Annotated in this window: 11 protein-coding genes; 9 read left to right on the forward strand and 2 right to left on the reverse strand. The window is 68.6% G+C overall.

The genetic code is table 11. The features are described 5' to 3' along the window. Positions 1-340 precede the first annotated feature (340 nt). Both hrpB and ABZY89_RS11220 read left to right on the forward strand, forming a co-directional pair. Positions 341-2,890 (forward strand): ATP-dependent helicase HrpB, encoded by a 2,550-nt coding sequence (gene hrpB, locus ABZY89_RS11215; protein WP_355227124.1) that lies wholly within the window; start codon positions 341-343, stop codon positions 2,888-2,890. A gap of 37 nt (positions 2,891-2,927) precedes the next feature. Beyond that, the gene (locus ABZY89_RS11220; RefSeq protein WP_355227125.1) at positions 2,928-4,661 is read left to right on the forward strand and encodes a helicase; all 1,734 of its coding nucleotides are present in this window, start codon (positions 2,928-2,930) and stop codon (positions 4,659-4,661) included. Positions 4,662-4,795: 134 nt separating this feature from the next. On the opposite strand, the gene ABZY89_RS11225 is transcribed toward ABZY89_RS11220, so the two are convergent. Next, positions 4,796-5,128 carry a hypothetical protein gene (locus tag ABZY89_RS11225; protein ID WP_141793738.1) on the reverse strand — a complete coding sequence of 111 codons (333 nt, stop codon included), beginning with the start codon at positions 5,126-5,128 and terminating at the stop codon, positions 4,796-4,798. A gap of 192 nt (positions 5,129-5,320) precedes the next feature. Between ABZY89_RS11225 and ABZY89_RS11230 the strand changes: the two genes are divergently transcribed. The 3 genes from ABZY89_RS11230 (at position 5,321) to ABZY89_RS11240 (ending at position 7,052) form a co-directional block, all read left to right on the forward strand. Continuing rightward, the gene (locus tag ABZY89_RS11230; RefSeq protein ID WP_355227127.1) at positions 5,321-5,710 is read left to right on the forward strand and encodes a hypothetical protein; all 390 of its coding nucleotides are present in this window, start codon (positions 5,321-5,323) and stop codon (positions 5,708-5,710) included. A 331-nt stretch (positions 5,711-6,041) separates the two neighbouring features. After that, entirely contained in the window at positions 6,042-6,521 is a 480-nt protein-coding gene (locus tag ABZY89_RS11235) for a GNAT family N-acetyltransferase (protein WP_355227128.1), read from the forward strand. Positions 6,522-6,662: 141 nt separating this feature from the next. Further along, entirely contained in the window at positions 6,663-7,052 is a 390-nt protein-coding gene (locus tag ABZY89_RS11240; RefSeq protein WP_355227130.1) for a VOC family protein, read from the forward strand. 98 nt (positions 7,053-7,150) lie between these two features. Here the strand turns inward: ABZY89_RS11240 and ABZY89_RS11245 are convergent, their stop codons facing one another. Beyond that, positions 7,151-7,627: a VOC family protein gene (locus tag ABZY89_RS11245; protein WP_355227132.1), complete on the reverse strand. Its 477-nt coding sequence runs from the start codon at positions 7,625-7,627 to the stop codon at positions 7,151-7,153. 548 nt (positions 7,628-8,175) lie between these two features. Between ABZY89_RS11245 and ABZY89_RS11250 the strand changes: the two genes are divergently transcribed. The 4 genes from ABZY89_RS11250 (at position 8,176) to ABZY89_RS11265 (ending at position 12,382) form a co-directional block, all read left to right on the forward strand. Beyond that, a complete protein-coding gene (locus tag ABZY89_RS11250; protein WP_355227134.1) occupies positions 8,176-9,189 on the forward strand; it encodes an NAD(P)-dependent alcohol dehydrogenase in 1,014 nt (337 codons plus the stop codon). A gap of 156 nt (positions 9,190-9,345) precedes the next feature. Further along, a complete protein-coding gene (locus ABZY89_RS11255) occupies positions 9,346-9,948 on the forward strand; it encodes an antibiotic biosynthesis monooxygenase (RefSeq protein ID WP_355227135.1) in 603 nt (200 codons plus the stop codon). Positions 9,949-10,073: 125 nt separating this feature from the next. Beyond that, the gene (locus ABZY89_RS11260; RefSeq protein WP_355227136.1) at positions 10,074-10,481 is read left to right on the forward strand and encodes a hypothetical protein; all 408 of its coding nucleotides are present in this window, start codon (positions 10,074-10,076) and stop codon (positions 10,479-10,481) included. Next, on the forward strand, positions 10,478-12,382 hold the full coding sequence (locus tag ABZY89_RS11265; RefSeq protein WP_355227137.1) for a caspase family protein: 1,905 nt from the start codon (positions 10,478-10,480) through the stop codon (positions 12,380-12,382). The genes ABZY89_RS11260 and ABZY89_RS11265 overlap by 4 nt, the downstream gene beginning before the upstream one ends. Positions 12,383-12,550 lie beyond the last annotated feature (168 nt).

Here is a 12,550-nt window from a genome sequence, read left to right on the forward strand (position 1 = left end):
GTTCGCGAACCCTCCGAGCGCACCTCCGGAACCACGTCATATCGCCGCCAGCGGGGCGCACCAACTGTGTCGAGGCTTGAGGCGGTGGTGGACGGAAGTGCGAGTGGCCGACGCTGCACCGATCGACTGGAGCGCTGCGGACACCGGATAGCGACCGGCTGCGGACGCGACGAGCCTGAGACACAGGGCCCTTCAGCACTGCTTCCCGCATCCACCAGTCCCAGATCGTCACCCCGATGCGATGCGTCGGACAATCGGCTCGCCTGCTCGGGCGTCGTCGTGGTGACAGCCCTCGGCGCCGACGCGGCACCGGCCGAGGCACGTCAGGCACACTGCAGGAGTGTCCGACCCTCTGCGCAATCTGCTCGCCGCGCCGCCCGATCTCCCGGTCACCGCCGGCTTGGCCGCTCTCGACGAGGCGCTTCGTGCCCGCGGAGCCGCGGTGGTCCATGCACCGCCGGGCACCGGCAAGACGACCTTGGTCCCGCCCGCGGTCGCCGAGGTTGTCGCCGGACGGGTCGTCGTCACGCAGCCCAGCCGCATCGCAGCCCGTGCTGCTGCCCGTCGGCTGGCGCACCTGCTGGGCGAACCGGTTGGCGAGACGGTCGGATACTCCGTGCGCGGAGACCGACGCACCAGTCGACGTACACGTGTCGAGATCGTCACGACCGGCCTGCTGCTCCGGCGGATCCAGCACGATCCCGAGCTGGTCGGCGTCGGGGCCGTCGTGCTCGACGAAGTGCACGAGCGCCACCTCGACGCCGACCTGACCTTGGCGCTGCTCATCGACGTCCGGGCCCACCTGCGTGAGGACCTGTCCCTGGTGGCGATGTCGGCCACCATCGAGGCCGAACGGACCGCCGCCCTGCTCGGTGGGGACGACACCGCTCCGGTGATCCGCGTCCTGGGTGCTCTGCACCCGGTCCAAGCGGTCTGGTGCCCGCCGCCTGCGGGGGTACGCCGCACCGACGACCGGGGCATCACCCCGGCCTTCCACGACCATGTCGCAGCGACCGTACGTCGTGCGCTCGCCGAGCACGAGGGTGACGTCCTGGTCTTCGTGCCGGGTGTCGCGGAGGTCGAGGCGACCGTACGTCGCCTTGCCGGCGTGGACGCGTCCGTCCACGCCCTGCACGGACGTCTGTCAGGCGCCGAGCAGGATCGTGCGCTCAGCGAAGGCCCGCGCCGACGTGTGATCGTCTCGACCGCGGTCGCCGAGTCGTCGCTGACGGTACCTGGGGTACGTGTCGTGGTGGATGCCGGATTCTCGCGCGAGCCGCGCACTGACCACCGTCGCGGACTGGCTTCTCTGGTCACCGTCGCGGTGAGCCGGGCAGCGGCCGAGCAGCGGGCAGGTCGGGCCGGACGGCTGGGGCCGGGCGCCGTGCTGCGTTGTTGGTCCGAGGCGGAGCACGCGCATCTGGCCGCTCACCCGGAGCCCGAGATCGCCACCGCCGACCTGACGGCCTTCGCGCTGGAGGTGGCGTGCTGGGGCAGTGACGACGTGCACGACCTGGCGCTCCTCGACCAGCCACCGGCGCATGCGATGTCGGCAGCCAAGGAGGTGCTGGTGGATCTGGGGGCGATGACCGAGGAAGGGAGAGCCACCTCGCGGGGCCGGGTGATCGCTGGCGTACCGGCCGATCCCAGGCTGGCGCGTGCCCTCATCGACGGGGCTGGTCTCGTCGGGCCCAGGCGGGCCTCAGAGGTGGTCGCGATGCTGAGCGAGGACGTGCGCGCTCCCGGTGGCGACCTGGTTGCTGCGCTCCGGTCGCTCCGTGGCAACCAGCGTGCGGGCTCGTGGCGCAGCCAGGCCACCCGCCTGGAGAAGATCGTCGAGAAGCAGGGTCCCACAGGCGGCCGGAGCAGCGCGTCGGACCATTCCCAAGCAGCCCGAGCACTCCCCGATGACGTTGCGGTGGGGCTGGTGGTGGCCCTGGCGCATCCGGACCGGATTGCGCGCAAGCGTTCGAGTGCCGCGAGCTACCTGATGGCGTCCGGGACGGGCGCGGCGCTTGATCCGCGTGCCCCGGGACCCTTGGACGGGCTGGAGTGGCTCGCGGTCGGAGACGCGGAGCGGCGGCCCGGGCAACGTGAAGCCCGGATCCGAGCGGCGGCCCCGCTCACCGAGGACCTCGCGCTGGAGGCGGCCGGGTCCCTGTGGACCGAGGTGGACGAGGTCACCTGGACCGGAGGGCGGGTGCTGGCTCGCCGACGTACGCTGCTGGGCGCGATCGAGCTCCGCTCCGTCCCGCTCAGCGATCCACCGGCCCACGCCGTGACCGAAGCGATCCGAGAGGCGGTGGCGAGCGAGGGAATCGCTCTCTTCGCCTGGTCGGAGGCGGCCACAGCGCTGCGCGCCCGCCTCGACTTCCTGCACCGTGCGCTCGGTGACCCGTGGCCCGATGTGAGTGACGTGGCACTGACGCAGAACCTCCAGTCGTGGCTCGGGCCCCAGCTGGCGCGGGTTCGCTCGGCCCAGGATCTTCGTCGCGTCGACGTGGCCGCCGCGCTGCGGGCGATGGTGCCGTGGCCGCAGGCAGGCAGGCTCGACGATCTGGCTCCCGAGCGAGTGCAGGTCCCCAGTGGGTCGAGCGTGCGGATCGACTACTCCGCCGAACAACCGGTGCTCGCTGTGCGGATCCAAGAGGTCTTCGGCTGGACCGCAGCGCCGGTCCTCGCGGACGGCCACGTCCCGCTCCTGCTGCATCTGCTCTCCCCCGCGCGACGCCCAGCAGCCGTCACGGCAGACCTGGAGTCCTTCTGGGACAACGGCTACCCCGGCGTTCGTGCTGATCTGCGCGGGCGCTATCCCAAGCACGCCTGGCCGGAGGATCCCCGCAGCGCACCAGCCACCGCGCGTACGAACAATCCCCGCCGCGGAAGATGAGCGGCGGGTCGACTCTCCTGGAGGATAGCGTCTGGGTGTGGCCAGTCCTCGCCGATCCAGTGCTCGTCGCCGCGGCGGGCGTCCGCGCCGGAGCGGGACGCGACAACCGAAGCGGCCGTTGCCGGCCGTCGGCCCGGGCGAGCGGCTGTGGGTGCTCGACGTCCCTTACGGCACCCAGGTCGAGGGCGCCACGTGGCACCTGGGAGTCAAGACCCACCTGTACGTCGGGCACGCTGTGCCGGCGCACCTCGCGCCCTACGCTCCGGGTCCGTACACGCTCGGTCGGTTCATCGAGAGCACCCTCAATCCCGACCTTCCGACGCAGAGCCTCGAGGCGACCGACGCGCTCGAGCCGCGACGGATCCAGTACGAGGCTGCTGACGCCATCGCGGCGCGCGCTGCAGCTGGTGGGCGGCAGTTCCTGCTGGCCGACGAGCCCGGCGTGGGCAAGACGATCTCCGCGGTCCTCGGGGCGACGGCGGTGGGCGACCTCCGCGGTGCGCGACGGGTGCTGGTCGTCGCCGACCGTCCCGCCGCGATCACGATCGGCCACTGGTGCCGCACGATCGCGGCGCTGGGCGACGGCGGTCTCGAATGGGTCGTGATCACATGGGACCGCCTGGAGAAGGTCAAGGATCACGCGTGGGACGTGATCATCGCGGACGAGGCCCACGCGCTGCGACGTACGACGACGAAGCGGTGGAAGCTCTGGGCGCGGATCTCGGGCCACGGGCGGCCGCACGACAAGGCACCCTTCGTCATCGCGACGACCGCGACGCCCGGACACACGCCGCTCGACCTGCCATATCTCGCCCCGGCCTATGCGCAGGTCCTCGGCGAGCCGATGCAGGAGTGGACCTCGGCGACCCAGCCCGACGCCACGTTCGCCACCGCGCTCGAGCGCAACGGCGTCGGGGTCGAGCGCGGACGCTACGGCGCAACGTGGACCGCCGACCCGGCGCGGCGCGCCGCGGACCTCAAGCTGGTACGCGGCTGGCTCGAGGACGAGCGGCCGCCCGCGATGCTGCACCGCGCGGCACCGTGGGGGCCGGTGCCGATCTCCGGCATGCCGGTGACACTCACGCCGTCGGAGCGGACGGCGTACGAGGCCGAATGGGGAGAGTTCTGCCGCGAGATGGACATCGCCCGGCGTGGCCGCAATGTCGCGAAAGGGCGGGCAGCGCTGCTGCGCTTCCGGCAGAAGGCCGGGCTGATACGCGTCGACTCCACGGTCGCCTGGATCGCCCAGCAGGTCGAGGCCGAGCGACAGGTGGCGTGCTCGGTCGAGTTCGTCGCGACCGCCGCCGACCCGATCGCCGACCGGCTGCGTGACTCCGGCCTAGAAGTCGCCACGATCTACGGCCGCGACCGGTTCGACGCAGAGGCCGAGCGGCTCCGGTTCCAGACCGGGCAGGCGAAGGTCTGCGTCTTCACGACGGTCGCCTCGATCAGCCTGCACGCCGGCGAAGCCCTCGCCGACGGTCGCCGGGCTAGCAGCGAGCCGCGGGTCGGCGTCTTCCACCAGGCCCGCTTCTCGGGTATCGCAGGACGGCAGGTGACCGGCCGCACCCACCGCGACCACCAACTCTCGCCGTGGCGCATCGCGTACGCCGAGGGCACCGTCGAGGAGCAGGTCGGCAGGGTGATGGTCGAGCGGATCGCTGCGGCCTCTGCCACGGTGGGAAGCGACACCACCGGCCTCACCGCCCTCGCCCAGCTCCTCGGCGCCGACTGGCTTCCCTCCACCACCCTGACCGAGGACGGCGCCTGACCTCTCGGCTCATGCAAGGCACACCGGCACCGTGGAGAAACCCATGCAGAGGTGGCGCAGCATTCCGCCGCGAGCGCGCTACATCGCCGCGATGGGTCACTCACCGAAGGGGCGGGCTGTCGACGTCTCCCTTCCTATGGCGTCGTCGTGGCGAGGAGGCGTCGCGCACGACGACCCAGATCGCTCAGATCCACCCGACCCTCCTCAGCCGCGGCCGCCAGACGCGCGGCGAGGTCCATTGCCTCGTCGAGCTCGGGTGCGGTGACCGCGGACTCCTGGCCCATATCGCGAAGGATTGTGATCTCGGTCCTGGACGCGATCAAGGGGTCGGTGACCCCGTCGATCCAGACTCGAGTGCGGCGGCCATCGCCGCGTTCCTCCCCGGTGATGCGCTCCAGGGCGAAGATACGGTCGGCGCGCGCGAACTTTCCGAAACCCAATGCCACCATCCGGGAGTCCGATGCCATGTAGTCATCTTGCCATTACGCATCGAACCTTGATCTGGCGTGCAACCCCGGCTGACAGAAAGGGTGCCGCGTCATACCGCCGCGTGGAGGGCCTCTACGCCTCCTCGACCCTCTCGCAACGGTCGATGCGGCCGGCCGTCAACCGCGGCAAGTCCTGCGGCAGTGACACGCCGGTTGGTGCAGGGTATCCGCGTGGACGAACAGCAGATCCGGCAAGCGTTTGATGATGTGCTCGACCAGGCATTGGTCTTTCACGGCTTCGCCGACTACATGCGAGATTACGAGTTGTACATCTACGCAACGGCAGATCCGCGAACTGGGATCGAGCCCGAGCACCTGAGGTACCGGTTCACCCACTGTGTCCGCGCCACAGTGAACACGGCCGTCCGGCGTGATGTCTGGCTCTACTCGCAGGACGACGACCTGATCGACTACGACACCTGGATCCAGGCGGGTGAACGTGAAGCCTATGTCTGGGGCGTCAAGTGGCAGGCGTTGTACCCAGGCATGCAACTCGTGGAGGGGTCCCTCGAGGCCCATGAGTGGTCAGCCGAGATGGGACGGGGTTCCATGAAGCCTTGATCGAGACGAACGGCCACAGCATCTCCCTCGTGTTCGCAGACCTTGAGGTCACAACGATCCCGCCCGGGTTCGCGCCGTTCGTGGTGCCGGCATCAGGGCCGGATGCCAAGTTCCCCCTGGCTTGAAGTTCGGGCTCCGACGCCCGCCGTGCTGCTCCAACGCAACCGCCACCCTTAAGCGCGCGACTCTGCCGCTGACATCGCTACTCAGGCCACTTCCACAGGCGCCTTGGCGGTGCCGGCTTCCCCCGCGAGATGCCGGGAGCGCACCGACCAGGAGCCGAGTCGAAATCTAGTGGCAGCACCGACAGGTTTGCTGTCAACTCGATGCCATGAACGTCGAGGTACGCACCATCACCGCTGATGACTGGTCCCTCCTTCGCAACGTCAGCCTGCGGGCGCTGGCCGACTCACCCGACGCCTTCAGAACGACGCTCGCCGAGGCCCAGGCGTTCACGGATGACTTCTGGCGGAAGCGGGCCGAGGGGTCAGCACCGATCCTGGTGGTGCTGGACGACGGCCGAGGGGTAGCGATGGGTGGCGCCTTCACTCCCCCGGACAGCGCCGTCGCCTATGTCTGGGGCATGTGGACGGCGCCCGAGGCACGCGGCCGTGGGTACGCCGCCGGGCTCCTCACCGATCTGGTGAACTGGTGCCGCGACCGAGATCTCGGCGTACGTCTGCACGTCACCGAGGGCAACCAAGTCGCGCGCCGCCTCTATCTCGTCCACGGCTTCAAGTCGACCGGTGTGTGGGAGCCGCTGCGGGAAGGATCGGCACTGCGGGTCGAGGAGCTACAGCTAGGGACGTGACTTGCGGTGACGCTCAGGACGAGGCGTCTCCGAGCAAGCACACACCCGGATCTGCCTCATCCCGCGCCGGCGGAACCTGCGTCACACCACCGCCTGCGCAGCAGCCGCCCGAGGTCTAGACTCAGGCATGATGCTGCCGTGATGACATCAGACGAAGCGGATCCGCTCGCCACCTTGGAATGCGTCGTCCTGGACTGCCCTCAACCAATCGTGCTGGCGACCTTCTACCGCGAACTGCTGGGCGGCGTGATCAATCAGCCGGATCCACGCTGGGCAGTCAATGAGGCCTGGGCAACGCTTCACACGCCTACCGGTCAGGTTCTGGCGTTCCAAGCGGTGGAGCCCTACGTCTCGCCAGACTGGCCCGATCCGGAACGTCCGCAACAGTTCCATCTCGACTTCCACGTCGGGAGCCTCGATCTGGCGCATTCGGCCGTGCTCGCATCGGGTGCTCGGCTGCTTGAGTCAACACGGGGTTGGCGGGTCTACGCCGATCCGGCCGGACACCCCTTTTGCCTTGTCGGGAAATAGCGTCGGAAGCGAGGCGTCCTCCGAATCGCTCATCTAGTCGGCACCCGCACTGCGCTGCACTAAGCGCGTCTTTCCGCCGCCTGTGGCGTACGCCTTGGCTAGAAGTTGAGTCGCGGTTGGTCATAGAAGGTCGGCGGCCCGGGCCCGAACTCGACTCCAGCGAAGGTGCCAGGTGGTCCGGTGTGCGATCCAGCCACGAAACGAAGGATCGTCCCGTCCGGATCCGCCACATCCATAGCGATGCCGAACTCCCCGCGATCGTGAATCTCGCCGTGCGCGATGCCCAGATCGACACACCGAGCGACCACCGTCATCATCTGTTCGGGCGTGCTGACCATGAACGCACAGACATCGAAACCGTCCAGCACCGGGCCACTCGCACAGTACTCTCGCTGACGAAGGCCGATCACGAAACCCGCAGCGTGGTCGGCAAGCACGATCCCCCGGACCGCCGAGTCCTCGTAGAACTCAGCCGCCAACTCGAGGCCGAACAGGTCGGAATACCAACGAGCACTGCGAGCCAGATCGCTCACCGGGAGCTTGATCTGGCGCACACCGACAATCGGGAGCTTCATGCCTCGCAGCATTCCGCAGCCACGAGGCACCAGTCGACATGAGTACGCGTGTTTCACCATCGGTGATGAGTGCCGCCGCAGCGTGTGCAACTTTCCGCCGCTTGTCGGCGCGCTCGATGCGCCGGCTCCTACGGACCGGCGGGCGCGTTGCCTGGACGGGGCAAGACGGCTGAGCGCTAGGAGTAGCGGTGGCTCTTCGCCGCGTGGCCTTGCTCGCGTGTGCAGGTGCGTCCATTCATCGAACGGTGGCCACACAGCGCCTCGGCGGGCGAAGGCGGAGCAGCCGACCTGGCGGCCTGGGCCTTCGCAGGTCGAATCGCCGATCTGGTCGGCGTCGAGTCGTCGGTCGACGCATCTTGCCTTTCGCGATACCGGGCCTCGCGCATTGCCCGCATTGCGGCGTCCTTGCTCATTGTGTAATCACCTGACGAACTCTAGGCGTGCGTACCGACAGTTTCGTTCAGGCGCGGCGCCGACAGCCGCCGCCGCTTCCCATCTTCGGCTTTCGTATTCATCGGTCGAGGACGCCGTCCCAGTACGCTCCGACCATGAGAGCGATCGTTCAGGGCCGCTACGGATCCGTCGACGACCTCAGCCTGAGCGACGTCCCTCGGCCGGACCCAGCCGAGGACGAGGTGTTGGTCCGGGTCCGGGCAGCGTCCGTACATCCGGATGTGTGGCACGTCGTGGCCGGCCGGCCCGCGGTCCTCCGCCTCATGGGCTCCGGAGTCAGACGCCCCCGCGAGCGCGTACCCGGGACTGACGTCGCCGGGGTGGTGGAGTCCGTCGGGAGCGCGGTAACCCGGTTCGAGCCGGGTGACGAAGTCTTCGCGGAGACCATTCGCGGTATCCAATGGCGCAACGGCGGTGCGTTCGCCGAGTACGCCACGGCCCCCGAGGAGGGAGTGGCGCTCAAGCCTTCCGGCGTCAGCTTCGAGGAGGCGGCCGCGGTGCCGACCGCCGGGCTCATCGCCTTGAACAATCTGCCCCGACGACGGGTGCCCTCAGGGTCGCGAGTCCTGGTCAACGGCGCTGCGGGAGGCGTCGGCGCGATCGCCGTACAGCTTGCCAAGGCCTACGGCGCGCAAGTCACCGGTGTCGACCACGCGAGCAAGCTCGCACTCGTGCGCTCCCTTGGCGCGGACCGAGTCATCGACTACACCTCTGAGGACTTCACGCGCAGCGGTGAGCAGTGGGACCTCATCTTCGACGTGCCCGGCAACCACTCCTTCAAGGCGATCCGCCGTGTGCTGGACCCGCGAGGGCGCTACGTACTGATCGGGCATGACGCATTCGGGGCAACCGGCCACCGCTGGCTCGGCAGCATCCCGCGCGTCCTCGGACTCGTGGCACGCTCGGCGGTCTCCCCGCAACTGCGCGGAGGGTCCTTCGCGTCACCAGACAAGCGGCAGTTGATGGGCACCCTTGCGAGTCTCATGCAGACCGGCCAGCTGCGCGTGGTGATCGACCAGACCTTCCCCCTGAGCCAAGCGCCACAGGCACTGCGCCACCTCATGTCCGGTCAGTCGCTTGGACGAGTCGTTGTCCGCATCGACAACTGAGACACCGCGTCTAACAGCACAGACAATGTCGGACCAGCCCGACGGGGGCCGAGAACCCCAAAGCTTGGCTATGGCTTCCCCGCGCACAGAGGAGTAGACAGGAAACTACCGGCGGTGCCGGTCCGGGCACTGCCCTGTCCTAGAAAGGAGCGGGCCGTGTACGCACGTTCCAGTACGTTCCACGGGAACCCCGGCAACATCGACGCGGGCATCACATTTGTCAAGGACGAGGTCGGGCCCATGCTCGACAGCATCGAGGGCTGTCGCGGCCTCTCGATGCTGGTCGACCGCGAGACCGGGCACTGCATCGCAACAAGTTCGTGGGAAGACGAGGCGGCCATGCGCGCCAGCGATGAGCAGCTTCGCCCGGTACGCGATCGAGGGAAGGACATCCTCGGCGGCTCCATGCAGATCGACGAGTGGGAGATCGTCGTCATGCACCGTAGCCATCACGGCGAGTGCGCCCGAGTCAGCTGGCTGCAGGGTGACCTCGACGCCATGGCCGAGACCTTCCGGGTGGGGATCCTTCCCGAGCTCGAGCAGACCGCTGGATTCTGCAGCGCCAGCCTGCTGATGAGCCGGTCGTCCGGCCTGGGTTGCGCCACCACAGCCTGGGAGTCCCGCGCCGCGATGGAAGCCAGCCGCTCGGCGGCCGACAACATGCGCAGCCGGGCCGCGAGCGACGCGGGCGGCGAGATCCTCGACGTGCACGAGTTCGAGCTCGCGTACGCACACCTGCATGTCCCCGAGATGGCCTGAGGTCCACGTCTTCGCCGAGCCCGCCCTGGCTGGGCTCGGCCACCGTGTCGGTGAATCCGCTGACGAGCCCCCGGTCTGGGAGGACACTGACCATAAGGGGAGTCCTTTGAAGCGAGGAGCCGCGGATGAGTCGCCAGATGACCATCACGATCCACGATCCTGATGTGGAGCGTCTCGATGAGCTCAGCTCGGTCTTGCGCCGGGAGCTGCTGGACCTCGGCGTCGATGATGTCGAACGCGCGAGCGCGTGCGCGGCGCCTCCTGGCACCCGTGGCATCGACGTCACGGAGATCGGGGTTCTGCTCGTGGCTTTCCAGGAGTCACTGGTCGCCGTGACCGCCATCGCGGGGGTGATACGGGGGTGGATGTCCTCTACTCGCGGGGCCAACGCGGTCGAGCTCACCATCGGCGACCAGACACTCAAGATCGACTCGGCGTCGCGGGAGCAGCAGGATCGACTCATCGACGAGTTCGTCGCAGCCCTGCACGGGTCAGGGAAGCCGGACCCACCTGCCTCCTCACCGGTGCCATGACCGCCGGTCGGCGCAGCGCGCTGGTGGTGGCGAACGACACGTACGACGACCAGCGGTTGAGCAGGCTTCGCGCGCCCGCCACCGACGCCGAGCAACTGGCAAGCGTGCTCCGGAACGCCGAGATCGGGGGCTTTGAGGTCGAGGTGTCACTCAACGAGCCGGAGCATGTGGTCCGGCGCAAGGTCTCCAGCTTCTTCGATGACCGCGGGCCTGACGATCTTCTCCTGCTGCATCTTTCGTGCCACGGGGTGAAGGATGAGGACGGGAGGCTCTACTTCGCTACGCCGGACACCGAGATCGACCACCTGGACGCCACGTCCCTGCCCGCCGACTACGTGAACAGGCAGATGACGAAGAGTCGATCCCGGCGCATCGTGCTGTTCCTGGACTGCTGTTACAGCGGCGCGTTCGCGCGCGGGATGATGAATCGCGGCGACGAGCGCATGGACATCATGGAGCGTTTCGATGGCCGCGGGCGGATCGTGCTGACGGCGTCGAGCGCGATGGAGTACTCATTCGAGGGCGACCAACTTGCCGGCGAGGGCAAGCCTTCGGTGTTCACCTCTGCTCTGGTCGAGGGTCTGGCCACCGGCGAGGCGGACCGGGATCGTGACGGTTTCGTGACGGTCGACGAGTTGTACGACTTCGCCTTCGACCGCGTGCGGACCGTCACGCCGTCTCAGACGCCGGGCAAGTGGGTCTTCGACGTGCAGGGGGACTTCCACATCGCCCGCAGCAACCGCCCACCTGAACCGGTGGACCTGTTGGCCGACTTGCGTGGTGCCATCTCGAGTCCGTTCACCAATGTGCGTCTCGGTGCAGTGGAGGAGCTGGCCGCGTTGCTGGACGACGCGGACTCCGCTCGCGCCGCCGCGGCCCGCATGGCGCTGGACGACCTGGCTGAGCATGACACCCAGAGTGTCGTACGAGGGTCGGCCGACCGAGCTCGTACGCCCGCCGAGGCCTCGCCCCCGCCCCCGCCGGCCGTCCCTGAGCAACCGACGGTCGTGCCGCCCCCACCAGACATACCCGCACCGGCGGCCGAAGCCGCTGTGGCGCGCGAGCCCGAGCACAGCCCGCGGCCGGTGGCAGCTACCGAGCCCCAGCCGCCCGCGTGGGTGCCGGCCGTCGCGTCAATCGCTGCCGTGGCGCTCCTGGCTGCGATTCCGTTGCCGATGCTGGCCGAGGCCCCGACGTCCTGGGACTCGTTCGCGGTCGTCACGCCGTTCGAGGCAGGGCTTGCCGCCCTTGCTCTCCTCTTCGCGGCGGGACAGCTCCGCCGTGAGCAGCTGGCTACAGCCGACGCAGCAGGACTGTTCATCGTGGTCGGGATCCTCATGGGCGCCGCCGGCATCGGACTGGTGAAGTTCTCCCTCGAGGAGATCGGCGCCATCGGTGTTGTTCTGGGTCTTCTTGTCGCGTGCGGCGGAGTGGGAGCTGTCGTGGCAGGCCGGGCGTGCTTGAGCGTGTCGCCGAGGGATCGCGACGTTGGTCCGGTCGAGCCCGTCTGGCTCGTATCGGCCCTGGCGGGCGCTGGACTGGCCATCCTCGCGCTGTTCATCCCGTACGACGGCTTCAGCTCGTACTGGACCGAGGTCGAGGAAGGCGCAAGCGCCGAGTTCATCTTCGAGCCGGCGGCAGTGGTCGGTTGCCTGGCCTTCGGCATGCTGTCTCTCTCCTCCCGGCGTCGGTTCGCCACCGCCGTCCTCATCTCTGCCGGTGCCCTCACCGCAGTCCACTACGTCGGGGTCGTCATAGCGGCCTGGGTGGCGATCGGCGAGGAAGGCGAGGTGCGTTCCGCCGGATGGGTCGGCATTGCCGGCGGCCTGCTGGTCGCCTTCGCTGCATGGCAGATCCAGCAGTCGCTGACACGGGGCGGCGCGGGGTCTGGCACAACCTGACCCGCTCAGCAGGGGCACGTCAACATCGCCTAGATAGGGCATGACTCCATACATCGGCAGCAGTTCCATGGGTTATGGCTTTCTTTCCTGCGTCTTTGGCCGACTTCGGCCACAGCTCCATGACCCTGGGCGACGGGACGAAAGCCCTGGGTAGCCGTCCACTAATGG

The organism is Nocardioides sp. NPDC006303 (assembly GCF_040613175.1).
In the GTDB taxonomy this organism is placed as follows: Bacteria; Actinomycetota; Actinomycetes; order Propionibacteriales; family Nocardioidaceae; genus Nocardioides.

Coding starts and splice junctions, on each gene's coding strand:
- ABZY89_RS11235 (WP_355227128.1), top strand. CDS start 6,042: ATGAACGTCGAGGTACGCACCATCACCGCTGATGACTGGTCCCTCCTT.
- ABZY89_RS11260 (WP_355227136.1), top strand. CDS start 10,074: ATGAGTCGCCAGATGACCATCACGATCCACGATCCTGATGTGGAGCGT.
- ABZY89_RS11240 (WP_355227130.1), top strand. CDS start 6,663: ATGACATCAGACGAAGCGGATCCGCTCGCCACCTTGGAATGCGTCGTC.
- ABZY89_RS11225 (WP_141793738.1), bottom strand. CDS start 5,128: ATGGCATCGGACTCCCGGATGGTGGCATTGGGTTTCGGAAAGTTCGCG.
- ABZY89_RS11265 (WP_355227137.1), top strand. CDS start 10,478: ATGACCGCCGGTCGGCGCAGCGCGCTGGTGGTGGCGAACGACACGTAC.
- ABZY89_RS11250 (WP_355227134.1), top strand. CDS start 8,176: ATGAGAGCGATCGTTCAGGGCCGCTACGGATCCGTCGACGACCTCAGC.
- ABZY89_RS11245 (WP_355227132.1), bottom strand. CDS start 7,627: ATGAAGCTCCCGATTGTCGGTGTGCGCCAGATCAAGCTCCCGGTGAGC.